The organism is Sphingomonas kyeonggiensis, assembly GCF_030812785.1.
Classification (GTDB): Bacteria; Pseudomonadota; Alphaproteobacteria; order Sphingomonadales; family Sphingomonadaceae; genus Sphingomonas; species Sphingomonas kyeonggiensis_B.
Map to the genome: position 1 here is coordinate 148,279 of NZ_JAUSTJ010000003.1, position 22,628 is coordinate 170,906.

The following is a 22,628-nucleotide window of genomic DNA, read 5'->3' on the forward strand; positions in this document are numbered from 1 at the left end:
GCCCTTTTCGCGTTCAGGGCGCAGGCAAGGCGGCCGGCTGGCGGGAGCGGCCCGGGCCGGCTAGGGTCGCCGCATGACCACCCAACGCTGGCTCCAGCTCGCCACCGCGCTCACCGCCGCCCTGCTCGTCCTGATGATCGCAGTCGCATGGCACAGCGTCGTGGAGGAGCAACGCCGCGCCGGCGACATCGGCACGCGCACGCAGGAGACGATGGAGCAGATCGAGGCGCGGGCCAATGCGCTGGAGAATGAAGCGGGTCGGTGAGGGGGCGGGGTAGGGGCTAGGCGCCGCGCCGCAGCTTCTTCGCTGCCTTTTCCAGCCCGGCGCGCTGCACGAGCGCCTTGATCCCGGCTACGCCGCGGTTGAACCCGCCCAGCGCTGCCATGGTCACCCGGTTGGCGAGCGACGGGCGCAGCAGGAACAGGTCGACGCAGGCGACGCCGCCGGTGGCGAACTGGCGCTTGTGCTGGCCCTCGCCCTCGGTGAAGTCGAAGCGGGAGAATTTCCCTTCCTCGAACAGGTCGCGCATCGCCTCGAGCTGGAGCACCGCGCCGGGGGACAGGTCGTTGAACGCCGGGTCGTGGCCGACATAGGCGTAGATTACCACGCCGCCCTCGATCACCGGGCAATAGAGATAGGCCGCCGGCTCGCCCGCGATGTAGAGCAGCCAGGCGCGGACCTGATCGGCGGCGCCCTGCGCCAGCATCGTCGCGATGAATTCGGGGCTGTCGGGCAGACCCGAGCCGAGCAGGCGCTCCTGATAGGTCCTCAGCGAGATCCGCCGGGCGACGTCGTGGAAATCCTCCAACTCCTGCGGCCCGCGAAAGGCGCGCACGTCGAGCTCGCCGCCGCTCTCGGCCGCGATCTTCTTCGCCTTGCGCTTGATCCCCTGGCGGGCGTTGGACGACAGCCCGTTCCACCACGCATCGAAGCCCGGCCCGAACTCGGTGAAATAGCGGGTGTAGCGCTGGCGGATGAAGGGCAGCATGTCGCCCGAGGCCTTGACCAGCCCCGGCACCAGATGCTCGGGCAGAGAGGTGACGACATAGCCATGCGCCTCGCGCGGCAGCGGCGCCAGCCCCGGCAGCCGGTCCGCCCGCGCCTCGTCCAGCGTCAGCGGCAGGCGCACCAGGGAGCGCTGGATCGTGGCGAGCGTGCGCGCGCCGATCTCGAACTTCAGGCTGGTCGGCTTGGCCTGGGGCAGCTCGGCGGTGACCTCGCTCATGGCGTTCACGCGGCGCGCTCCTCGACCAGGTTCGACCAGAGCTGCTCGGCCTGGCGCCAGCGCGTGCGGAGCAGGCTCGGCCCCAGCGGCGCATCGTCCTGCCCGAGCGGCATCTTCGGCCGGTCTGCGAAATGTTCGGTCACCAACACCCCCCGGCGGCTGGCCAACATGCGGCACAGCGCGTGGAAGCGCCGTACGTGCACGGCGTTAGGCCGCGTCCCGGCGCGATTTGCAAGCTCGAAGCCGTGGCTGACGATCGTCACGGCCGAATGGTTGCGCACCACGGCATGGTCGAGCGCGGCGCGCATCTCGCCGGCCGAGAGCGCGCAGATCTGGAAATGGCGCAGATGCCCCGCGCGATCCTCGATCAGCGTCACCGGCACTTCGATCAGCCCGCGATGCGCGACGGGCGCGATCTGGCGCGGCTCCAGGTTGATCGCGCTCGGCCAGGGATGCTCGGAGCCGTTGTGGCTGGAGTCATATTCGAAGCCGAGCTGCGCCAGCGCGCCCAGCGTGTCGTCGCTCGCCGAATAGGATCCGGAGCGGAAGGCGATCGGCTCAGGCGCTCCGCAGGCGACCAGCATGTCGGAGGCGCCGGCCAGCAGCTCGACCTGCTCGTCGAAGCTGTAGTCGATCAGCTCGAAGGCGCCGTACGTCGCGCCCTTGTCGTCCGCATGCGCCCCGGTCCAGTTGGGGTGGAGGTGCAGCTGCACTTCCTGCCCGGCCTCGAGGATCGCGCCGACCACCCGCTTGATCGGGTCGAGGCCATAGACCAGGGCCGGCATCGGATCGACGAAGAAACAGGCCTTGAGCCCGTGCCGGGCCAACTGCTCGAGCTGCCAGCCGACGCCCACATTGGCGGGCTCCAGCGAGCGCTGGACGATCGTCTCGACATCGAGACCGGCGACATGGTGCCGCCACATGATCTCGGTGTCGATCGTGATGAAGACCCGGGTAGCCATGCTGCCCCCTTAAAGCAGGGGCGTGAAGAAAAGGCGAATGGCGCCTCGATATCGTCACCCCCGCTTGCACAGGGGTGACGCTCCGGGCGTTACGGCTTGATCCCGTATTTCGCATAATCCTCGTCGATGCGCGGCGAGATCATCCGGGCGGCGGCGAGATCGTCCGCGGCATCGGGCACGCCGCTCTTCGTCTTGACCACCCCGCGCATGAACAGGCTTGCCGCCATGCCCGGTACCTGATCGAGCGCCGCGTCGAAATCGGCCAGCGCGTCGTCCATCCGGCCCAGCCGGAAATAGACCAGCCCGCGGCTGTCGAGGATCGACGCCGAGGAGTCGCTCAGCTCGATCGCCTTGGTGCAGTCCTTGAGCGCGGTATCGAGCGCGACGTTGAGCGTGCCCTTGATCCAGCAGCGCTGGTTGAGCAGCGAGGGGTTGCCCGGCGTCGCCTTGATCGCCCCGTCGATCGCCGCCACCGCCTCGGTCGTCTTGCCGGCATCGCCGAGCAGGCTCGACTGGAGCATCAGCAGGTCGTTCTTGTCCTTGCCGGCGGTCTTGAGCCGCTCGGCGACCAGCGCCAGCGCCTCGTCGGCGCCGCCATGATCGGCGCGCAGCCGGGCATAGCCGTCCAGCGCCGTTGCCGAGCCTGGCTCGAGCGTGCGCGCCTTCTTCATGTCCTCCAGCGCCTTGACGTCGTCGCCCAGCGCGATGCGCACTCGCGCGCGCCACAGATAATTGTCGGCGGTCGGCGCCAGCGCGATCACCTTGTCGATGTCGACGAGTGCCGCCTTGCGGTCATAGATGCCCTCGAGGAAGCTTGCGCGGGCCGAATAGCCCTCCACTTCGTTCGGCTTGGCGGCGATGCGCTTGGCATAGACCGCCAGCACCGGATCGAGCAGCTTGCCCGCTCGCGCCGGCGCGATCAGCTTCCAATAGGGCGGGGTGTTCTCGGGCGCGTCGAGCTTGAGCAGCCGCAGCTTGGCCGCATCGACCTGCGCGCGCACCGCGGGAATGTCGGCCGGCGCGATCTCGCGCACGCCGGTGGTCGCGCGGTCCTCGACGGTGACCCATTCGCCGGCGAGCTGGACGTTGCGGCTCAGCGCCGCCCCGGCCAGGCTGGCGGGCAGGGTCTGGTCGCCTTCGAGCACGAAGCCGGCGCCGCCACCGGGCAGGCGGATGCGGGTGCGGATCCGCGTGCTGCCCGGGTCGCCGCTGCTCACCGGGATCGCCGCCCATTCGGGCTTGCTGCGATCGGGGGCGAATTCGACGCTGTTCACCGCGGTATCGAGGTCCAGCCGGTAGCGGCCATCCTCCTTCGACCAGCCCGGCGAGGCAATGCCCGAGGCGGTGAGGATCGTCGTGCCGCTCGCCTCGTCATAGCGGACGTTGCGCTCGCTGACCTGGGCGTTGGCGACATATTGGCCGACGGTGAGGTCCGCCATGTCGGCGGCCTTCTCCTTGCCCATCTGGTTGGAGAGGCGCAGCGTCATCGCGCTCGCTCCGCGCAGCTCGGCACGCAGCGTGAAGGGGGCGGGCAGGTTGACCCCGGCGCGCCCGTCCAGCTCGACATCGACCGAGGCATCGGGCCGGCTGTTGGCGCGCAGCGGCATCTTCTCGAGCCCGGCCCCGGCCGGACGCAGCGGCAGCGCGTTATGGAAGGGCGGCACGTCGTCGAGATCGGCCTGGCGGCTGCCCAACTGGGTGCCGTCGAGCCACAGCACCTGGCCGCCGATCGTCGCGCGGACGATCACATGGTCGAACGCCGCCGGGGCGGGTATCCGGTTCGGCACATTGTCGCCCAGCGTCGCGTTGACCAGCGCCGGCTCCGCCTCGATCCCCAGCGCGCGCAGCATCGCGGTCAGCAGCAGCGTCTTCGCCTTGCAGTCGCCATAGCGCAGCGTCCAGGTCTGTGCCGGGGTCTGGGGCACGTAATTGCCGCCGTCCATGCCGCGATAGAGATAGCGGACCTGCTCCTGCACCAGCTGCAGCGCCATCGCCGCCCGGGTGCGTGGATCGCTGGAAGCCGCCGCGATCTTCGCCACTTCGGCGGCGATCGGCCCGTCGGGCGCGATCGCACCGTCGGTCTGGTAGAGCGGCGCCATCGTCCGCGAGACTTCCTCCCAGTTCGCGAAGGTCGTCGCCTCGAACACCGGCAGCGGGCGGAAGCGCAGGGGCGCGTCGCCCGGCATGTCCGCCGGCTCGGGAAGCGGCATGTTCACGCCGATCTCGCGGAACCCGCCATGGCTCACCGGCACGAAGGTGTCGGGCAGATACTGGGCCTTGAAGTTCATCTTCAGCGCCTCGGGCCAGATCACCCGGAGATGGGCATATTTGACCGGCGCCGGCGCGGCGACCAGCGGCGCGATCGTCTGCAGGCGGCCGCCCAGCGCCGGATCGCGCCGCACGGTCGAGACGACGACGCGCAGCACGTCGCCGACGCGCAGCCCCTCCACCGCCATGGTCGCGGTGAGCAGCCCGTTCATCTGCGCGCGCTCGAGCATCTGCTCGCGGCGCAGCACGGTGAATTTCTGCCCCGCCTTGAGCACGTCGATCGTCTCGCCGCCGCGCAGAATCTCGACGCTATGGACGATCAGGTCGCCGCCGGTCGGCTCCCAGGGGAATTGCAGCGTGCCCGCCTGGGTCAGCACTTCCGGCGAGGAGATGTTGAGCATCATGTCGGCATAGGCCCACACTTCGTCGCCCTGCAGCCGCTGCTGCTGGTCGACGCGCAGGAAGATGGGATCGTCGGCGGTCACCGTCTTGATGTCGAGCGCGGGGACCGGCTGCACCCAGTCGGGCGCGGGCTTGTACAGCGGCTGGTCGCCGGCATGGGCAGTGCCCGCCAGCAGGGCGAGCGCGACGGACGGCAGAATGATACGCAAAGAGGATCCCCCGAATTTGGCGGGAAATCTAGCGCCCCGCCATGCCGCCACAAGCGAGGAGATGGGGATTATCTGTGCAGAAATGGTGCTTTAGTGTTTCCAGCTCAGCGCGCGTGGAAATAATCATAGACCTGCTGCGCGACACCCGCGCTCACCCCCGGTGCCTTTTGCAGGTCCTCCAGGCTTGCCGCGCGCACCGCCCGCGCCGTGCCGAAATGCATCAGCAGCGCCTTTTTGCGGGCCGGGCCGATGCCGGGCACCTCGTCGAGCGGGCTCGCCCCGATCGCCTTGGCCCGCTTCTCGCGGTGCGCGCCAATGGCAAACCGATGCACTTCGTCGCGTAGCCGCTGGAGGTAGAAGAGAAGGGGCGAATTGACCGGCAGCATCAGCTCGCGCCCGTCCATCAGGTGGAACACCTCGCGCCCGTCGCGCCCGTGATGCGGACCCTTGGCGACGCCGACCATGCAGACATCCTCGATGCCGAGATCCTCAAGCACCGCCCTCGCGGCATTCAACTGCCCGCGCCCGCCGTCGAGCAGCACCAGGTCCGGCCAGGTGCCGCCCTGGCGATCGGGGTCCTCCTCCACCGCGCGAGCGAAACGGCGGGTGAGCACTTCGCGCATCATGCCGTAATCGTCGCCCGGCACGGTCTCGGCGCGCTTGATGTTGAACTTGCGATACTGGTTCTTCTGGAAGCCCTCGGGGCCCGCGACCACCATCGCGCCGAGCGCATTGGTGCCCTGGATGTGGCTGTTATCGTACACTTCGATCCGCTCGGGCGGCTCTGGCAGCTCGAACAGGTCGGCGACTTCGGCGAGCAGCTTGGCCTGGGTCGTGCCCTCGGCCAGCCGCCGGTCGAGCGCCTCGACGGCATTGCGTTTGGCCTGGTCGAGCAGCCGGCGGCGCGGTCCGCGCTGCGGCACGCCCAGCGCGACCTTGTGCCCGGCGCGTTCCCGCAATGCCTCGGCGAGCAGCGCGGCTTCCTCCAGGTTGCGATCGACGAAGATCGTCCGGGGCGGCGGCACTTCCTCGTAGAATTGCATCAGGAAGGCGGCGAGCACCTCGTCTTCTGACACGTCATTGGTGTGCGCCGGGAAGAAGCTGCGATGCCCCCAATTCTGGCCGCCACGGATGAAGAAGGCCTGGATGCCCATCACGCCGCTCTTGTTGGCGAGCGCGAAGATATCGGCATCGCCGACGCCCTCGGCATTGATGGCCTGGCTGCCCTGGATGAAGGTCAGCGCCTTCAGCCGGTCGCGCAGGATCGCCGCCAGTTCGAAGTCGAGATTCTCTGCCGCCGCCTGCATCTGCGCGCCGAGCTTGGCCTGTACCTTTGTCGACTTGCCCATCAGGAAATCGCGCGCGTCGTCGACCAGCTCCTCATAGGCATCGGGGGTGATGCGATCGACGCAGGGCGCCGAGCAGCGGCGGATCTGGTAGAGCAGGCACGGCCGGTCGCGGGTGTTGAAGAAGCTGTCGGTGCAGCTGCGCAGCAGGAACAGCTTCTGCAGCGCGTTGAGCGTCTTGCGCACCTGGCCGGCGCCGGCGAACGGCCCGAAATAATCGCCCTTCGCCTTGCGCGCGCCGCGGTGGAGCTGGATGCGCGCGAAATCATGGTCGCGGCGCAGCAGAATGAACGGGAACGACTTATCGTCGCGCAGCAGCACGTTATAGGGCGGGCGGAAGCGCTTGATCAGCTGCGCCTCGAGCAGCAGCGCCTCGGCTTCGTTGTTGGTGGTGACGATCGTCATCGACCGGGTCTGCGCCACCATCCGCTGGAGCCGCTTCGACAGGCGCATCACCTGGGTATAGTTGGTCACGCGATTTTTCAGCGCGCGTGCCTTGCCCACGTAAAGCACGTCGCCGCGCGCATCCTGCATCCGGTAGACGCCCGGGCGCACCGGCAGCGTCTTCAGCACGTTGCGGATCGCCGCGACGCCCGCTTCGAGGTCGGGCGCATCGGCGCCGCGCACGGCATAGGTGGCGGTCTCTTCGTTGAAGCGGTTGGGCGAATTGGGATCGGACATGTGGCGCTGATGTAAGCGCATAGCGCCGCACAAACTACCCGTCACCCCGGCCTTGGGCCGGGGTCCACGCCGCCGCCAGTTCAGTCTTTCGAACCTCTTGTCCAGCGCCTGCCGCCCGGTGGACCCCGGCACAAGGCCGGGGTGACGGGGCGGGGAATTGATGCGATGCTCTGCGGATAATCCGAGGAGAGTCGTCCCCATGAAGCTCGCCCTTTCCGCCGCGCTGCTCGCGCTGGCCGCACCGCTCGCCGCCCATGCCCAGACCGTCCCTGCGCCGATCACCGCCGCGCTCGGCGATTCCAGCCGTCCGCAGGCGGACAAGGACCGCGACGCGTCGCGCCATGCCGGCGAGATTCTCGCCTTTGCCGGCATCGCGCCCGGCCAGGAGGTCGCCGACTTCATCATGGGTGGCGGCTATTGGACGCGCATCCTTGCCGGCATCGTCGGGCCCAAGGGCAAGGTCTATGCCTATCAGCCCGCGGAGTTCATTAAGTTCCGGGCTGCCTATGCCGATGAGCAGAAGGCCGCGGTGGAGGGCCGCGCAAATGTCGTGGCGTCAAGTGAGAGCCTGCAGAGCGTCGCCTTTCCCGACCCGCTCGATGCTATCGTGACGGTGCAGAACTGGCACGACCTGCACCTCAAGGCGTGGCCCGCTGGTTCCGCCAAGGCGATCGCGCAGAAGCTCTATGATTCGCTCAAGCCGGGCGGGGTGCTGCTGGTGATCGACCATGCCGCCAATCCCGATCCGGACTTCGCCCTGCCGCAGACGCTCCACCGCATCGATCCCGCCGCCGCCCGTGCGGAGATCGAATCCGTCGGCTTCAAGTTCGACGGCGAGCTGCCGCTGCTCCGCAACCCGGCGGACCCGCACACCGCCAACGTCTTCACCCCGGAGATCCGTGGCAAGACCGACCAGTTCATCTACCGGTTTCGCAAGCCCCGGGGCTGAATTCCCAAGCCCGGCGCGGGGAGCCTATATAGCGCCCCATGCATCTCCGCGCCGAAGCCATCATCCTCTCCGTCCGCGCCCATGGCGAGCATGGGGCGATCGTGCGGGCGTTCACCGAGGAGGATGGCGTGCAGCCGGGCTATGTCCGCGGCGGCCATGGCCGGACGCTGCGGCCGGTGCTCCAGCCGGCGAACCTGGTGCAGGGCGAGTGGCGCTCGCGGACCGAGGATGCGCTGGCGGGGCTGACGGTCGAGTTGCTCCACAGCCGCGCGGCGATGTTCTCCGAGGCGCTGCCCGCCGCCGCCTTCCAATGGGCGACCGCGCTCACCGCCTTTTCGCTGCCCGAGGGGCTGCCCTATCCGCGGCTGTTCACTGCGCTCGACGGCGTGCTGGCGGCGATCGAGGCGGCGCCGGCGGCGCGGGGGTGGGCGGTGGCTATGGTACGATACGAATTGCTCCTGCTCGCCGAGCTGGGTTTCGGGCTCGACCTCGAGCATTGCGCGGCTACCGGTCGCAACGACGACCTCGCCTATGTCAGCCCCAAGAGCGGCATCGCGGTCAGCCGGCTCGGCGCCGAGGGCTATGAGAACCGGCTGCTCCGCCTGCCGCGCTTCCTGGTCGAGGGCGGAGAGGCCGGATGGGACGATATCCTCGACGGGCTCAGGCTCACCGGCCATTTCCTTGAGCGCGACCTGCTGATCGGAAAGGGCGCCGAGCTGCTCGCGGCGCGTGCCCGGCTGGTCGATCGGTTGAAGCGCGCTGTTGCGTGACGGCCACAACAGCGGCAAAGCGGGCAGCGAAGACGTGGGGAGCATGAATTGCCACTGATTGCTGTTCTGCCCGGTGACGGGATCGGGCCTGAGGTTACGCGCGAGGCGCGCCGGGTTCTGGAAGCTCTGGCCCTGGGCCTGGACTTCGAGGAGGCGCCCGTCGGGGGCGCAGCCTATCTGCTGACCGGGCGTCCGCTGCCCGAGGAGACGCTCGCGCTCGCCAAGAAGGCCGATGCCGTGCTGTTCGGCGCGATCGGCGATCCGCGCTTCGAGGCGCTGGAGCGCCGGCTGCGTCCCGAGGCGGCTTTGCTCGGCATCCGCCGCGAGCTCGGCCTGTTCGCCAATATCCGCCCGGCGACGCTGTTCCCGGCGCTGGCCGACGCCTCGCCGCTCAAGCCCGAAGTGGTGGCGGGTCTCGACCTGGTCATCGTCCGCGAGCTGGTCGGCGACGTCTATTTCGGCGAGAAGGGCCGGCGCCATGACGCCGAAGGCTTGCGCCAAGGCTTCGACATCATGAGCTACAACGAGGCCGAAGTGGAGCGTATTGCCCGCGTCGGCTTCGAAATGGCCCGGCGCCGCAAGAAGAAGCTGTGCTCGGTCGACAAGGCGAACGTGCTCGAGACCTCGCAGCTGTGGCGCGATGTCGTGAACGAGCTGTCGACCGAATATCCCGACGTTCACCTGACGCACATGTATGTCGACAATGCCGCCATGCAGCTGGTGCGCGCGCCGTCGGCGTTCGACGTGATCGTCACCGGCAACCTGTTCGGCGACATCCTGTCCGACCAGGCGAGCATGTGCGCCGGCTCGATCGGCATGCTGCCCTCGGCCTCGCTGCGCGCGTGGAGCGGGGACAATGGCATGTACGAGCCGATCCACGGCTCGGCGCCTGACATTGCCGGCACCGGCAAGGCGAACCCGTGTGCGGCGATCCTGTCGGCGGCGATGCTGCTGCGCCACTCGCTCGGCAACGAGGAAGCGGCGCTGAAGGTCGAGGCGGCCGTCGCGGCGGCGCTCGCCGGCGGTGCGCGGACGGCGGACCTCGGCGGCTCGATGTCGACGACCGAGATGGGCGACGCGGTGCTCAAGGCGCTCGCGTGATTCCGGACCAGCTCGAGCTTGCGGTCGTCATCCCGACGTTCAACGAGCGGGCGAACGTACCGCTGCTGATCGAGAAGCTCGATGCGGCGCTGGCGGGGCGGAACTGGGAAGCGATCTTCGTCGACGACAACAGCCCGGACGGGACGGCGGATGCCGCCCGCGAACTGGGCCGTCGCGACCCCCGCGTGCGGGTGATCCAGCGGATCGGCCGGCGTGGGCTGTCGAGCGCGTGTATCGAAGGCATGTGCGCGACCGCCGCGCCGTTCGTGGCGGTGATCGACGGCGACCTGCAGCATGACGAGACCTTGCTGCCCAGGATGCTCGACGCGCTGGAAGGCGATTCCACTCTCGACGTGGTGATCGGCTCGCGCTTCGTCGATGGCGGCGGCACGGGCGAGTGGGACCGGGAGCGGGTGGCCAAGTCGGCTTTCGCCACCAGGCTGTCGCGCCGGGTGCTCAAGGCGGACCTGTCCGACCCGATGAGCGGCTTCTTCACGATGCGCACCCAGATCGTCCGCGACCTGGTGCCGACGCTGTCGGCGATCGGCTTCAAGATCCTGCTCGACATCATGACGGCGTCGCCCAAGCCGCTGAAGTTCCTCGAGCTGCCTTATGTGTTCCGTACCCGGGCGCTGGGCGAGTCCAAGCTCGATTACGTCGTGGCGATGGAATATCTGATCGCGCTGTACGACCGGATGTTCGGCCGGGTCGTTCCGGTGCGCTTCGTGATGTTCTCGGGCATCGGCGCACTCGGCGCGGGCGTGCATTTCCTGATCCTCGGCCTGTTCTTCCGCGGGCTGAACTGGCCGTTCGTCGGCGCGACCATCCTCGCCACCGCGGCGGCGATGACCTTCAACTTCTTCCTTAACAACGCGCTGACCTATCGCGAGCAGCGGCTGAAGGGGGCGAAGGCGATGCTCGGCGGCTGGGTGTCGTTCTGCCTGGTGTGCAGCATCGGCGCGGCGGCGAATGTCGGCGTCGCGGCGTTCCTCCACAATGTCCAGCATGGCGACTGGCGCTTCGCGGCGCTCGCGGGGATCGCGGTGGCGGCGGTTTGGAACTTCGCGCTGTCGTCGCGCTTCGTGTGGGGGCGGTACTGACAAATAGCCGTCATCCCGGCGAAAGCCGGGATCTCAGGCGGAGACGCGGGGAAGGAGCCGCACGAGATCCCGACTTTCGTCGGGATGACGGTGTGGGGCGCAGGATGACGATATGGGTGGGACGGCGGTCTGGGGCCTACCGCCAGCTGCCGATCCACATCCAGTGGAGGAAGCCCTGGCTGTCGGTTAGCGGCGCCCCCGAGAGGATCGGATAGAAATAGCCGAACATCAGCAGCGAGAGCGCGGTGAACCACTCCTCCCAGCCGCGGTTCCGGCCCTTGTCGAAGTGGAGGAAGGCGACCGGCAGCGCCATGCACAGGAAGATGCTGCTCGGGTAATAGTAATAATAAAAGCCGATCGACTTGGGGATCACGACATAGATCGCCAGGCTGGCCGTCCATAGCAGCGCCATGGCGAGCGGCCGGATCGCCTTGTCCTTCACCCATGCCCAATAGCAGGCGAGCACCGCGAGCAGCCCGCCCCACATGATCAGCGGATTGCCGATCAGCAGCACGCCGCGCTGGGCGCCGCGGTCCCATTCATAGAAATACCAGATCGGCCGCAGCATCAGCGGCCAGCTCCACCAACTCGACTGATAGGTGTGGTGCGGCAGTATCTGGGTCTGCATCTGCCACATATGGAGCTGCTGGGCGAACAGGCCGGGCAGGCTCAGCGGATCGGTGGCGTAGAAGAAGGCGGGGAGGAAGGTGAGGAAATAGGTCACCACGCTGACCATGCCCATCGCCAGCAGCGCCGGGATCGCGGGCAGGCCGGGCCAGTGGGGCTGGTCCCTGCCCGAGAGCGCGGCGAGGACCGGCTTCTTCGCCCGGCGCGCATCGCGGATGCGGATGACGAGGAAGGCCAGGCCCGCCAGCACGATATAGGGCACGCCCGCCCATTTGACCGCGGTGGTCATCCCGAGCAGCACGCCGACGGCCAGCCAGCGCCACCAGACCTGCCGGCCGCCGCTCTTCATCGACCACAGGCCCATCACCAGCGCCCAGACCAGGAAGCAGCCGAGGAACACATCGAGCATGCCGGTGCGCGCCTGGACGTACACGGTCTGGTTGAGCAGCGTCAGCAGCGCGCCGACCAGCGTTGCGCGCATGCTGCCGGTAAGCAGCCAGAGAAAGGCGAAGACGCCGAGCACGGTGGCGGTGCCGGCGATCGTCGAGGCGATGCGCCAGCCGAACGGATTGTCGCCGAGCAGCGCCATGCCCGCCGCGATCAGCTCCTTGCCGAGCATCGGATGTTCGACATTGCGCGGGCCCGACAGGTCGAGCAGCGCCTGGGCGGCGGGGAGATAGTGGATCTCGTCGAACATGATCACGCTGGGCTGATCGAGATGGATCAGGAACAGCGCCTCGGCGATGACGGCGAGAAGCAGGGCGACGGTCCAGGGACGGTCGCGCAGGGCCTTGAGGCGATCGAACATGGCGGGTGGGATAGCCGACCGTTTCGTGGCCGTCATGCCCCCAAAAGATTCTCCCTCGCGAAGCGGGGAGGTGGCGCGCGCAGCGCGACGGAGGGGGCCTCGCCGCGCACGATTTCCCTTGCGGCGAGGCCCCCTCCACCACCGGCTTCGCCGGTGGTCCCCCTCCCCCGCTTCGCGAGGGAGGATTTTTTGTTTGGTTGACGTGGGCGCCGCCTACGCCGCAAAGCATCCCGCACTATGAAGCGTCGTACAGGCCAAGACCGCAGCGTCACCCGCAACTGGAAACCCGCCACCCAGGCCGTGCGCGGAGGTACCGCGCGTTCCGAATGGGGCGAGACCAGCGAGGCGATGTTCCTCACCTCCGGCTATGCGTATGACTGCGCCGGCGACGCCGCCGCGCGGTTCGCGGGCGAGCAGGTCGGCATGACCTATTCGCGCCTGCAGAACCCGACGGTGGAGATGCTCGAGGAGCGGATCGCGCTGCTCGAAGGCGCCGAGGCCTGCCGCACCATGGCGACCGGCATGGCGGCGATGACCGCGGCGATCCTCTGCCAGGTGAGCGCCGGCGACCATATCGTCCAGGGCCGCGCCGCCTTCGGCTCGTGCCGCTGGCTGACCGACAGCCTGTTGCCGCGCTTCGGCGTCGAGACCACGATCGTCGATGCGCGCGACCCGCAGCAGTTCGAGGATGCGATCCGCCCGAACACCAAGGTGTTCTTCTTCGAGACCCCCGCCAACCCGACGATGGACGTGGTCGACCTCGAAGCCGTCTGCGCGATCGCGCGGAAGCACGGCATCACCACCGTGGTCGACAATGCCTTCGCGACGCCGGCGCTCCAGCGCCCGCTCGAGTTCGGCGCGGACGTGGTGGCCTATTCGGCGACCAAGATGATGGACGGGCAGGGCCGCGTGCTCGCCGGTGCGGTCACCGGCTCGTCGCAGTTCATCAACGAGGTGCTTCTGCCCTTCACCCGCAACACCGGCCCGACGCTGTCGCCGTTCAACGCCTGGGTGGTGCTGAAGGGGATGGAGACGCTCGACCTGCGCATCCGCCGCCAGAGCGAGAATGCGCTGAAGGTCGGCAGCTTCCTCGAGAAGCGCGTGCCGAAGATCAACTTCCCGGCGCTGCCCAGCCATCCGCAGCACAATCTGTTCATGCGCCAGATGGAGGCCGCCGGGCCGATCTTCTCGTTCGAGGTCGATGGCGGGCGCAAGCAGGCGCATGCGCTGCTCGACGCGCTGGAACTGGTCGATATCTCGAACAATATCGGCGATTCGCGTTCGCTGATGACGCACCCGGCTTCGACCACCCATTCCAGCGTCGCCGAAGAGAAGCGCTTGGAGATGGGCGTGACCGAGGGCATGCTGCGGCTCAATGTTGGGCTGGAGGACGCGGACGACGTGATCGCCGATCTCGACCAGGCGCTGAGGGCCGCCGGATTGTGATGGACGCATTGTTCACCGATGCGGAGGAAACGCGCGGGATCACCGTGCGCGTGTCGGTGAGCTATCTGCCCGAGCAGAGCGAGCCCGATCGCGGCCGCTGGTTCTGGGCCTATCACATCCGCATCGAGAATAGCGGGCCGATGACGGTGCAGCTGCTCACTCGCCACTGGATCATCACCGACGGGCGCGGCGCGCGTCATACGGTGGAGGGCGAGGGCGTGGTCGGCGAGCAGCCGATGATCGCGCCGGGGGCGAGCTTCGACTATGTCTCGGGCTGCCCGCTCAGCACGCCGACGGGGAATATGCAGGGCAGTTATCACATGATCGGCGAAGACGGTTCGGCGTTCGACGTCGGCATCCCCAAATTCGCGCTGACCGCGCCGGCGGTGGCGGAATGAGCGGAAATTATCGTCATCCCGGCGAAAGCCGGGATCTCAGGCCACGAGCCGTGCGCCTGCCGCACGAGATCCCGGCTTTCGCCGGGATGACGGACGTCGCATGAAGCGGACCCATCTCCCCCTCAACGGCCTGCGCGTGCTCGATGCCGCGGCGCGCCATCTGAGCTTCACCCGCGCCGCGGACGAGCTGGCGGTGACCCCCGCCGCGGTCGGCCAGCAGATTCGCGCGCTCGAGGACACGCTGGGCGTTGTGCTGTTCCGCCGCACCACCAAGGGGCTGGAGCTGACGCCCGAGGCCGAGGCCGGCCTGTCGGCGCTGCGCGCGGGCTTCCTCCAGTTCGAGGAAAGCGTGCGGGCGATGCAGGCGGGGCAGTCGTCCAAGTCGCTGACCATCGCCGCGCCGCGCGACCTGACCGCCAAATGGCTGATGCCGCGGCTCGCCGAGATCGCCCGGGTCGACAGTGACCTGCGCTTCGTGCTGGTGCCCGCCGACGACGCGCTCGACTTCACCGAGGCCAATCTCGATCTCGCCATCCGCTGGGGCGAGGGCCCGGGCGAGCATGAGGGCGAGGCGCTGGAGAGCGACGGCATGGTCACGGTCGAGCGGCCGGGCGGCAGCATCGACGTGCGCATCTCCTGGCCCGGCTGCATGGCCGAGGATGCCGGATCGCTGGTCCGCGTCGCCGATGCCGGCCTCGCGCTCGATGCCGCGGCCGAGGGGCTGGGCCGGGCGACCGTGCCCGAGCTGCTTGCGCGCAGCGACATCGCCAGCGGCCGGGTGGTCGTGGTCGGCGAGCCCAAGAGCTCGAAGCTCGGCTATTGGCTGGTCGCGCCGCTGCCGCAGTGGCGGCAGAAGAAGGTGAAGTCGCTGGTCGACGCGCTGGCGTCGTGAACCCGGCCGGACCGGTGCCGCGCGAGACGGTGGTGCTGGAGACCGGACGGCTCCGCCTGCGTCCGCGCGTGCCCGGCGACGCCGCAGCGCTGTTCCCGAGCCTGTCCGATCCCGAGCTGATGCATTTCTGGTCGGGCCCGCCGCATGAGAATGTGGCGCAGACGCATGCGGAGTTCGCCCGCGAGGCGCCGGGCTGGCGCTGCTGGGCGATCACGCTGAAGGGCGACGATAGCGCGATCGGCTTCGTCGCGGCGGGCGAGAAGCGGCAGGGCGGCGTGTCCGAGATCGGCTATATGCTCGCCCGGGCGCATTGGGGCGGCGGCATCGCCGCCGAGGCGGTCAGCGCGGTGATCGACCGGCTCTTCGCCGAAGGGCAGCGCCGCGTCTTCGCCGATACCGATCCGGACAACCGAGCGTCGCGCGGGCTGCTCGAGCGGCTGGGCTTCAGGCTCGAGGGGGTGCTGCGCGCCGAATGGGAAACCCATATCGGGGTGCGCGACACTGCGCTCTACGGCTTGCTGCCGTCCGACTGGAGAAGCTAGGGTCCGCTCCGCAACAGGAGTGCACCGAACATGCCGCAGAGCCCATGGACCCACAGCCGAAACGCCGGCATCTCCGACGACATCGATTTCGAGATCAAGGGGCAGGAGCTCCAGTTCGTCGAGATCGAGCTCGATCCCGGCGAAAGCGCGGTGGCCGAGGCGGGCGCGCTGGTGTGGAAGGACGCGGCGGTGGGGATGACCACCGTGTTCGGCGACGGCAGCGGCCAGCAGGGCGGCGGCTTCATGGGTGCGCTGCTCGGCGCGGGCAAGCGGCTGGTGACCGGCGAGAGCCTGTTCACCACGGTCTTCACCCATAACGGCTCGGGCAAGGCGCGCGTGGCCTTCGCGGCGCCGGTGCCGGGTGCGATCGTGCCGCTCAAGCTCGACAGCGTCGGCGGCACGTTGATCTGCCAGAAGGACGCGTTCCTCTGCGCCGCCAAGGGCGTGTCGATGGGCATCGCCTTCCAGCGCCGGGTTATGACCGGCCTGTTCGGCGGCGAGGGCTTCATCATGCAGAAGCTCGAAGGCGATGGCTGGGTGTTCGTTCAGTTCGGCGGCATGGTCGTGGAGCGCGAACTTGCCCCGGGCGAGGAGCTGCACGTCGATACCGGTTGCCTTGCCGCCTATACCCCGTCGGTCGAGTTCGACCTGGTCACCGCGGGCGGGGTGCGCAGCGTGTTCTTCGGCGGCGAGGGGCTGTTCTTCGCCCGGCTGCGCGGGCCGGGCAAGGTGTGGATCCAGTCGCTGCCCTTCTCGCGCCTTGCCGGGCGGATGATGGCGGCGGCCTCGTCCTATGGCGGGCAGAATCGCGGCGAGGGCTCGGTGCTCGGCGGGCTGGGCAATTTCATCGGGGGCAACAACTGAGGCGGAACTAGCGTGCGGGCGGAGCGGTCAGCTCCGCCGCCTTGCCGATCAGCGAGGCGAAGCGGCCTTCATCGACCGCCTTTTGCACATCGTTCCAGCTGCCGGTGACGACATACCAGTCGCCATTCTGCGCCTGGAGCAGCAGCGTCATGTTCATCACGCCCGGCTCCGATCCGCCCTTGTAGCCGATCCATTGCCACTTGGCCCGGACATCGGGGCTCACGCCGGGATTGACCGACAGCACCCTGCGCGCCTCGGCGCCTGCAGGCCCCTCGGTATGGCGGCGCAGCCAGTCCATCACCCGGACCAGGTCGCTCGGGCTCTCGAACCATTCGAGCGTGTCGATCCGGTTGGGAACCTTCCTGGTGAAGCTGGTCACGTCGATCAGGATCGGCGGGATGGTGGCCACCTCGCCGTCGAGCAGCGCACGCCGCCCGGCTTCGTCGAGCGCCAGATAGCGACCGGCCAGCCCGGCGACGCCCTTCAGCCGGAACAGGTCGAGCGTGCCCAGGAAGGGGCGGTTGCGCGCCGGATCGGCGATGCCGAGCACCGGCATCATCGCCTCGACCTTCTTGCGGCCGAGCGTGTGGAGCAGGATATCGGTCGCGCTGTTGTCGCTGATCGAGATCATCTGGGTGGCGAGCTCGCGCAGCGTCACCTGCGTGCCCCTGGGCTTCTGGGCATAGACGCCGCCCGGCAGCATGCCGCCGTCGAGCGTCACCAGGTCATCCCATTCCCGCTCGCGGGCATTGGTGACGCGGACCAGCTCGGCGAGGATCACCAGCTTGAAGGCGGAGCCGATCGCATAGGGCCGGTCGGCATTGCGCCCGGCCAGCAGCTGCGGCTTGTCCGTGCCCAGCTTCGCGATCGCATAGCCCACCTCGCCAGGGAGCGCGGCAAAGGCGCTCTCGACCGCGGGCAGGGTCTTCTCGGCGCTCTCGAAGCCGCGGACGAGCAGCCCGCCGACCTGATGCGGCGCCACCGGATCGGCGACGAGCAGGACGTTGGCGACGGCCTTCTCATACTGGACGCGCACGTTCGCGCGCCACGGCGTCTCCTGCGCCACGCTGAGGATCTTCAGCGGCTTGCCATTGCCGGCGATCAGCTGGGCGGTGACCGCCTGCAAGGTCGCCTGGGGCACCTGGGCCTGGAAGGCGGGGGTGAAATAGCCGGCATAGTCGCCGCCGCCGTTCAGGATCGCGATCAGCCCATCGAGCCGCGTCTGGAAAGCGGGATCGGCCTGGGCGGGCTGGGGCACGACCGGAGCCGGCGGCGCGGTCTGCGCGGTTGCGGGGGCGGCGATCAGGAAAGCGGCGAGATACGGGAGCAGGCGCATCGGTGCCTCATCGGCTGTGGATGCGCTGCTTCTACGGGAGATAAATTATGATATCAACATTTATCGCGACACCTGCGTGTCGCCCATTACCGTCATCCCCGCGAAGGCGGGGATCCAGGGTTACTCTGCCCGGCCCGTCCTGCTTGACTCTGGATCCCCGCCTGCGCGAGGATGACGGAGTATAGAAGGAGTGACGGCCCGCCCGATCACGCGTCGATCACTTCCTCGTCGAGCCGCGCCGCATTCTCCTGGATGAAGGCGAAGCGGTGGGCCGGGTTGTTGCCCATCAGCCGATCGACCAGGTCCTTCACCCCGGCGCGCTCTTCATATTCCTGGGGCAGGGTGATGCGCAGCAGGCCCCGGGTCGCCGGGTCCATGGTAGTTTCCTTGAGCTGGTTCGGGTTCATCTCGCCTAGACCCTTGAACCGGCTGACCTCGACCTTCTTGCCCTTGAACGCAGTGCTCTCGATCTCGAGCCGGTGCGCATCGTCGCGAGCGTAGAGGCTCTTCGAACCCACCGTCAGGCGATAGAGCGGCGGCTGGGCGAGGTAGAGATGCCCCTGGCGGACCAGATCGGGCATTTCCTGGAAGAAGAAGGTCATCAGCAGCGTGGCGATGTGCGCGCCGTCCACGTCTGCGTCGGTCATGATGATGATCCGCTCGTAGCGGAGATTCGACGGATCGCAGTCCTTGCGGGTGCCGCAGCCCATGGCGAGGATCAGGTCGGCGATTTCCTGGTTGGCCAGGATCTTGGCCGAGGTGGCCGACGCGACATTGAGAATCTTGCCGCGGATCGGCAGGATCGCCTGGGTCTTGCGGTCGCGCGCCTGCTTGGCGCTGCCGCCTGCCGAATCGCCCTCGACGATGAACAGCTCGGTGCCGGCCGGATCATCTGCGGAACAGTCGGTGAGCTTGCCGGGCAGGCGCAGCTTGCGCGCGCTGGTCGCGGTCTTGCGCTTGACCTCGCGCTCCTGCTTGCGGCGCAGGCGGTCGTCCATCCGCTCGAGCACATAGCCGAGCAGCGCCTTGCCGCGGTCCATATTGTCGGTGAGGAAATGGTCGAAATGGTCGCGCACGGCCTTTTCGACCAGCGCGGTGGCCTCGGGCGAAGTCAGCCGGTCCTTGGTCTGCGACTGGAATTGCGGCTCGCGGATGAACACCGACAGCATCAGTTCGCTGCCTGTCATCACGTCGTCCGCGGTGATGTCCTTGGCCTTTTTCTGGCCGACCAGCTCGGCAAAGGCGCGGATCGAACGCGTCAGCGCCTGCCGCAGGCCCTGTTCGTGGGTGCCGCCATCGGGCGTCGGAATGGTGTTGCAATACCAGCTGTACGAGCCGTCGCTCCACAGCGGCCAGGCGACCGCCCATTCGACCCGGCCATTATTCTCGCCCGGAAAGTCCTGTCGCCCGGCGAAGAAGTCGGCCGTGGCGCATTCGCGGGTGCCGATCTGCTCCTTCAGGTGATCGGCGAGGCCGCCGGGAAACTGGAACACCGCTTCGGGCGGGGTCTCGTCGCTGATCAGCTCGGCATCGCACTTCCAGCGAATCTCGACGCCGGCGAAGAGATAGGCCTTGGAGCGGACCAGCTTGTAGAGGCGGGTCGGCTTGAACAGCATCTCGCCGAAGATCTCGGTATCGGGAATGAAGCTGACCGAAGTGCCGCGCCGGTTGGGCGTGCCGCCGACATGCTCGAGCGGCCCCAGCGTCTTCCCCTGGCTGAAGCGCTGGCGATAGAGCTGCTTGTCGCGCGCGACCTCCACCGTGGTGTCGATCGACAGCGCGTTGACCACGCTGATGCCGACGCCGTGCAGGCCGCCCGAGGTCGCATAGGCCTTGCCCGAGAATTTGCCGCCCGAGTGGAGCATCGAGAGGATGACCTCGAGCGCCGACTTGTCGGGGAATTTCGGATGCGGGTCGATCGGCATGCCGCGGCCATTGTCGGTGATGGTGATGCGGTTGCCCGCCTCCAGCAGCACCTCGATGCGGTTGGCATGGCCGGCGACCGCCTCGTCCATCGCATTGTCGAGAATCTCGGCGGCGAGGTGATGCAGCGCGCGCTCGTCGGTGCCGCCGATATACATGCCCGGGCGGCGCCGTACCGGCTCCAGCCCTTCAAGGACTTCGATCGAGGAGGCGTCATAGGTGCCGGAGGGCACGCCCGGCGCGGCAAACAGGTCTTCAGCAGCCATGGAGAACGTATAGGGGGTGCGGGGTGAGGGGCGCAAGGGAGGGACCTCTTCATTCCTCCTCGGAACGGGGAGGGGGACCATTCGCGGCAGCGAATGGAGGAGGGGCCCGCTGTCCGCAAAGGAAATCGTCCGTGGAGGGCGGGACCCCTCCACCACGACGCTGGCGCGTCGCGGTCCCCCTCCCCGTTCCGGGGAGGAGTTTCTTACGCCGCCTTCAGCTGGGCGATGAACCGGTCGGTCGCCACTTCGAGCGCGAGTGCGGCCTCCGAAAGCCCGGTCGCGGCGCTGGAGACGCTGTCGGACAGCGCCTCGGTATCGCTCGCCACGGTGGCGACCGCGCCGATCCGCTCGGCCATGCGCGTAGCACCAGCGGCGGTGTCGAGCGCGGTGGCCTCGATCATGCCGGCGGCATAGCGCTGGCCGTCGACCTCGTTGCGGATCGCCTCTGCCGCGGCGGCGACCTCGGCGACGGTGCTGGCGATCTCGCCGAGCGCGTCATGTGCCTGCTCGGCGCCGCCATGGACGGTGCCCGCCAGCGTGCGGATCTCCTCGGTGGCGTGGCCGGTCTGGTTGGCGAGCGCCTTCACTTCGTGCGCGACCACGGCGAAGCCGCGGCCGATATCGCCGGCGCGGGCCGCCTCGATCGTCGCGTTGAGCGCGAGCAGGTTGGTGCGCGCGGCGATGTCCTGGATCGATTCGGCGAAGACGGTGATCGTGCTCGCCCGGTCGGCCAGCGCGCGCACCGCATCCTCGCCCGAGCGCGAGACGCCGCGCGCCGCGCCGCTCAGTGTCGCCTGCTGATCGACACTCGACGCGATCGCCATGATCGAGGCAGTGAGTTGCTGAACGCCATGCGCGAGCCCGCCCGCGGTATCCGACGCTTCGGTGGCGATGCGCGCGGTGGCGGCAAGCTCGCCGCTGGCGCGGTGCGCGAGGGTGTTGAGCGAATGGGCCGAGCGGTCGAGGTCGCTCGCCGCGCGGGTGACGTCGCGCACCGTCTCGGCGACCGATTCCTGGAAGGCGGTGGCCAGCGCCAGCATCTCGCGGCGGCGCTCGGCGGCGGCACCGCGCTCGCTCGCCTCGCGGCGCTCGCGCTCGGCGCGTTCCCGTGATTCAGCCGCGCGCACCGCCGTCAGTGCGGCCTCGGCATCGTCGCGGCGCGCGGTCGCGTCCTGGGCGAAGCGCTCGCTCTGGGTACGCGCTTCTGCTTGCGCTTCGATCAGCCGGACGAGCTGGGTGGTGAGATAGGCGAGCACCGCGAATTCGAGCAGCACCGCGACGGCATGGAACACGACGCGGCCGAAATCGCCGCCGCCCTCGAACACCCAGGCCGGCAGCAGGAGCTGGAAGAGGATGTGGTGCGCGGCGATCAGCCCGCAGGCGAGCGCGATCGGCTTCCAGTCGTAGAGCAAGGTCAGCGCCGAGAGCGCGACGAAGAAATACATGTGCGTGTCCATCTGCCAGGGATGGCCGGACAGCGCATAGACGGCGAGGCCGGGATGGATCGCGGCGAGCGTGCCGACGATCAGCCGGGCGGACGAATCATAGCGGTGGCGCAGCGCGACGAGGGTCGGCGCGATATTGGCGGCCGCGCCGAGCAGCAGGGTGATCCATTCGCGCTGGCTGCCGCGCAGCATCAGGCCGAGCAGGAAGACGACGAGCACGGTGGCCCAGCCGGCGATCACCAGCGTCTGCACGCCACGGCGGCGCAGGCGGTCGATCTCGCTCATGCCGCCGGCCCTCCGCACAGCGCCGGCGGCGCGGCGAGGATCAGGACGGCCTGGCCGCTGAGCGCGGAGGCGACCGAGAGATGGTCGCCGCTGACCACGAAGCTGCCCGGGACGGGGCCGCTGCCGAGCAGCTGCGCGCCGCCGTCGATCGCGCCGGCGAGCATGTGGTTGGGGCTGCCGGGAAACAGGGGAACGAGGAGCATCCGCCCCTGGCTGGGCGGCCAGAAGGCAGCGCAGACCAGCGCCACCGCGACCAGTGCGAGTTGCGCACCCAGAGCGTGGCGGGCGAAGATTACTCCAATACGGTTCATTACGCCCGTCTAGGGCTACATAGGTTATAAACGCGTAAACCACGTCATTCGCGGAATTTACGTATACATGCGGGCGCAGCGTCAGCGGGCGCCGAATCCCGCCACGATCATCGCCGCCACCGCCGCCAGGAAGAAGAACAGCATCAGCACCGCCGGCCAGCGCAGATGCGCGGTGCCGCCGCTCGCCGCGGCTTCCTGCTCGGGGGTCATCGTCCAGCCATTGGCCTTGCGGTCGATGCTCTCGAGCGATCCGGTGATCCCCATCAGCTGGAACATCGCGAAGAAGATCGCCGCGCCGAACAGCACCCAGGCGACATAGAGGCTCGCCGGGATCACTGCCGCCTGCCCGGTGGGGCGGGTGACGAACTTGTCGAGAAAGGTCACGGTGAAGGCAACTGCGCCGGTCGAGAGCGCGATCACCTGCTTGGCGATGTCGATCGCGGCCTTGAACCCTTCGATGCTGGTGCCCAT

20 protein-coding genes are annotated in these 22,628 nt (G+C 68.5%); 10 read left to right on the plus strand and 10 right to left on the minus strand.

What is annotated here, in order from left to right:
- Positions 1–73 precede the first annotated feature (73 nt).
- Positions 74–265: a hypothetical protein gene (locus J2W22_RS18500; protein WP_307119754.1), complete on the plus strand. Its 192-nt coding sequence runs from the start codon at positions 74–76 to the stop codon at positions 263–265.
- A gap of 16 nt (positions 266–281) precedes the next feature.
- On the opposite strand, the gene J2W22_RS18505 is transcribed toward J2W22_RS18500, so the two are convergent.
- The 4 genes from J2W22_RS18505 to uvrC form a co-directional block, all read right to left on the minus strand.
- Positions 282–1,226 (minus strand): GNAT family N-acetyltransferase, encoded by a 945-nt coding sequence (locus tag J2W22_RS18505; RefSeq protein ID WP_307120682.1) that lies wholly within the window; start codon positions 1,224–1,226, stop codon positions 282–284.
- 5 nt (positions 1,227–1,231) lie between these two features.
- Positions 1,232–2,188 (minus strand): polysaccharide deacetylase, encoded by a 957-nt coding sequence (locus J2W22_RS18510; protein ID WP_307119755.1) that lies wholly within the window; start codon positions 2,186–2,188, stop codon positions 1,232–1,234.
- 89 nt (positions 2,189–2,277) lie between these two features.
- Positions 2,278–5,067 carry a DUF3857 domain-containing protein gene (locus J2W22_RS18515; RefSeq protein WP_307119756.1) on the minus strand — a complete coding sequence of 930 codons (2,790 nt, stop codon included), beginning with the start codon at positions 5,065–5,067 and terminating at the stop codon, positions 2,278–2,280.
- Between the two features lie 104 nt (positions 5,068–5,171).
- Entirely contained in the window at positions 5,172–7,094 is a 1,923-nt protein-coding gene (gene uvrC, locus J2W22_RS18520; protein WP_307119757.1) for an excinuclease ABC subunit UvrC, read from the minus strand.
- A gap of 199 nt (positions 7,095–7,293) precedes the next feature.
- On the opposite strand from uvrC, the gene J2W22_RS18525 reads away from it, so the two are divergent.
- The 4 genes from J2W22_RS18525 to J2W22_RS18540 are packed head-to-tail and all read left to right on the plus strand — an operon-like array spanning position 7,294 to position 11,014.
- A complete protein-coding gene (locus J2W22_RS18525) occupies positions 7,294–8,043 on the plus strand; it encodes a class I SAM-dependent methyltransferase (RefSeq protein WP_307119758.1) in 750 nt (249 codons plus the stop codon).
- A 38-nt stretch (positions 8,044–8,081) separates the two neighbouring features.
- Positions 8,082–8,813 carry a DNA repair protein RecO gene (gene recO, locus J2W22_RS18530; protein ID WP_307119759.1) on the plus strand — a complete coding sequence of 244 codons (732 nt, stop codon included), beginning with the start codon at positions 8,082–8,084 and terminating at the stop codon, positions 8,811–8,813.
- Positions 8,814–8,861: 48 nt separating this feature from the next.
- Positions 8,862–9,914, plus strand: a complete 1,053-nt coding sequence (gene leuB, locus J2W22_RS18535; protein ID WP_307119760.1) for a 3-isopropylmalate dehydrogenase — start codon at positions 8,862–8,864, stop codon at positions 9,912–9,914.
- Positions 9,911–11,014: a glycosyltransferase gene (locus J2W22_RS18540; RefSeq protein ID WP_373423000.1), complete on the plus strand. Its 1,104-nt coding sequence runs from the start codon at positions 9,911–9,913 to the stop codon at positions 11,012–11,014. Before leuB ends, J2W22_RS18540 begins: the two co-directional genes overlap by 4 nt.
- 136 nt (positions 11,015–11,150) lie before the next feature.
- Here the strand turns inward: J2W22_RS18540 and J2W22_RS18545 are convergent, their stop codons facing one another.
- Positions 11,151–12,449, minus strand: a complete 1,299-nt coding sequence (locus J2W22_RS18545; RefSeq protein WP_307119761.1) for a glycosyltransferase family 39 protein — start codon at positions 12,447–12,449, stop codon at positions 11,151–11,153.
- A gap of 237 nt (positions 12,450–12,686) precedes the next feature.
- On the opposite strand from J2W22_RS18545, the gene J2W22_RS18550 reads away from it, so the two are divergent.
- The 5 genes from J2W22_RS18550 to J2W22_RS18570 all read left to right on the plus strand — a co-directional run bounded on the left by J2W22_RS18550 (position 12,687) and on the right by J2W22_RS18570 (position 16,591).
- Complete coding sequence (locus tag J2W22_RS18550) at positions 12,687–13,895, plus strand: trans-sulfuration enzyme family protein (RefSeq protein WP_307119762.1); 1,209 nt, start codon at positions 12,687–12,689, stop codon at positions 13,893–13,895.
- Positions 13,895–14,293 carry a Co2+/Mg2+ efflux protein ApaG gene (gene apaG / locus J2W22_RS18555; RefSeq protein WP_307119763.1) on the plus strand — a complete coding sequence of 133 codons (399 nt, stop codon included), beginning with the start codon at positions 13,895–13,897 and terminating at the stop codon, positions 14,291–14,293. Before J2W22_RS18550 ends, apaG begins: the two co-directional genes overlap by 1 nt.
- Before the next feature lie 100 nt (positions 14,294–14,393).
- Positions 14,394–15,185: a LysR family transcriptional regulator gene (locus tag J2W22_RS18560; protein ID WP_307119764.1), complete on the plus strand. Its 792-nt coding sequence runs from the start codon at positions 14,394–14,396 to the stop codon at positions 15,183–15,185.
- Positions 15,182–15,727 carry a GNAT family N-acetyltransferase gene (locus J2W22_RS18565; protein WP_307119765.1) on the plus strand — a complete coding sequence of 182 codons (546 nt, stop codon included), beginning with the start codon at positions 15,182–15,184 and terminating at the stop codon, positions 15,725–15,727. The genes J2W22_RS18560 and J2W22_RS18565 overlap by 4 nt, the downstream gene beginning before the upstream one ends.
- Positions 15,728–15,757: 30 nt before the next feature.
- Complete coding sequence (locus J2W22_RS18570; RefSeq protein WP_307119766.1) at positions 15,758–16,591, plus strand: TIGR00266 family protein; 834 nt, start codon at positions 15,758–15,760, stop codon at positions 16,589–16,591.
- Between the two features lie 7 nt (positions 16,592–16,598).
- On the opposite strand, the gene J2W22_RS18575 is transcribed toward J2W22_RS18570, so the two are convergent.
- From J2W22_RS18575 to J2W22_RS18595, 5 genes are all read right to left on the minus strand, one after another.
- Entirely contained in the window at positions 16,599–17,927 is a 1,329-nt protein-coding gene (locus tag J2W22_RS18575) for a serine hydrolase (RefSeq protein ID WP_307119767.1), read from the minus strand.
- 206 nt (positions 17,928–18,133) lie between these two features.
- The gene (parE, locus tag J2W22_RS18580; protein ID WP_307119768.1) at positions 18,134–20,116 is read right to left on the minus strand and encodes a DNA topoisomerase IV subunit B; all 1,983 of its coding nucleotides are present in this window, start codon (positions 20,114–20,116) and stop codon (positions 18,134–18,136) included.
- 203 nt (positions 20,117–20,319) lie between these two features.
- Positions 20,320–21,846, minus strand: a complete 1,527-nt coding sequence (locus J2W22_RS18585) for a methyl-accepting chemotaxis protein (RefSeq protein WP_307119769.1) — start codon at positions 21,844–21,846, stop codon at positions 20,320–20,322.
- Positions 21,843–22,157 carry a hypothetical protein gene (locus tag J2W22_RS18590; RefSeq protein WP_307119770.1) on the minus strand — a complete coding sequence of 105 codons (315 nt, stop codon included), beginning with the start codon at positions 22,155–22,157 and terminating at the stop codon, positions 21,843–21,845. The genes J2W22_RS18585 and J2W22_RS18590 overlap by 4 nt, the downstream gene beginning before the upstream one ends.
- A gap of 81 nt (positions 22,158–22,238) precedes the next feature.
- Positions 22,239–22,628, minus strand: coding sequence for a hypothetical protein (locus J2W22_RS18595; RefSeq protein WP_307119771.1), 390 nt, complete (start codon positions 22,626–22,628; stop codon positions 22,239–22,241).

Excerpts from the sequence above, each read along its gene's own strand:
- parE (WP_307119768.1), bottom strand. The coding sequence starts at position 20,116 with ATGGCTGCTGAAGACCTGTTTGCCGCGCCGGGCGTGCCCTCCGGCACC.
- uvrC (WP_307119757.1), bottom strand. The coding sequence starts at position 7,094 with ATGTCCGATCCCAATTCGCCCAACCGCTTCAACGAAGAGACCGCCACC.
- J2W22_RS18585 (WP_307119769.1), bottom strand. The coding sequence starts at position 21,846 with ATGAGCGAGATCGACCGCCTGCGCCGCCGTGGCGTGCAGACGCTGGTG.
- J2W22_RS18500 (WP_307119754.1), top strand. The coding sequence starts at position 74 with ATGACCACCCAACGCTGGCTCCAGCTCGCCACCGCGCTCACCGCCGCC.
- J2W22_RS18590 (WP_307119770.1), bottom strand. The coding sequence starts at position 22,157 with ATGAACCGTATTGGAGTAATCTTCGCCCGCCACGCTCTGGGTGCGCAA.
- J2W22_RS18545 (WP_307119761.1), bottom strand. The coding sequence starts at position 12,449 with ATGTTCGATCGCCTCAAGGCCCTGCGCGACCGTCCCTGGACCGTCGCC.
- J2W22_RS18570 (WP_307119766.1), top strand. The coding sequence starts at position 15,758 with ATGCCGCAGAGCCCATGGACCCACAGCCGAAACGCCGGCATCTCCGAC.
- J2W22_RS18595 (WP_307119771.1), bottom strand. The coding sequence starts at position 22,628 with ATGGGCACCAGCATCGAAGGGTTCAAGGCCGCGATCGACATCGCCAAG.
- J2W22_RS18575 (WP_307119767.1), bottom strand. The coding sequence starts at position 17,927 with ATGCGCCTGCTCCCGTATCTCGCCGCTTTCCTGATCGCCGCCCCCGCA.
- J2W22_RS18550 (WP_307119762.1), top strand. The coding sequence starts at position 12,687 with ATGAAGCGTCGTACAGGCCAAGACCGCAGCGTCACCCGCAACTGGAAA.
- J2W22_RS18560 (WP_307119764.1), top strand. The coding sequence starts at position 14,394 with ATGAAGCGGACCCATCTCCCCCTCAACGGCCTGCGCGTGCTCGATGCC.
- apaG (WP_307119763.1), top strand. The coding sequence starts at position 13,895 with ATGGACGCATTGTTCACCGATGCGGAGGAAACGCGCGGGATCACCGTG.
- J2W22_RS18505 (WP_307120682.1), bottom strand. The coding sequence starts at position 1,226 with ATGAGCGAGGTCACCGCCGAGCTGCCCCAGGCCAAGCCGACCAGCCTG.
- J2W22_RS18510 (WP_307119755.1), bottom strand. The coding sequence starts at position 2,188 with ATGGCTACCCGGGTCTTCATCACGATCGACACCGAGATCATGTGGCGG.
- J2W22_RS18525 (WP_307119758.1), top strand. The coding sequence starts at position 7,294 with ATGAAGCTCGCCCTTTCCGCCGCGCTGCTCGCGCTGGCCGCACCGCTC.
- recO (WP_307119759.1), top strand. The coding sequence starts at position 8,082 with ATGCATCTCCGCGCCGAAGCCATCATCCTCTCCGTCCGCGCCCATGGC.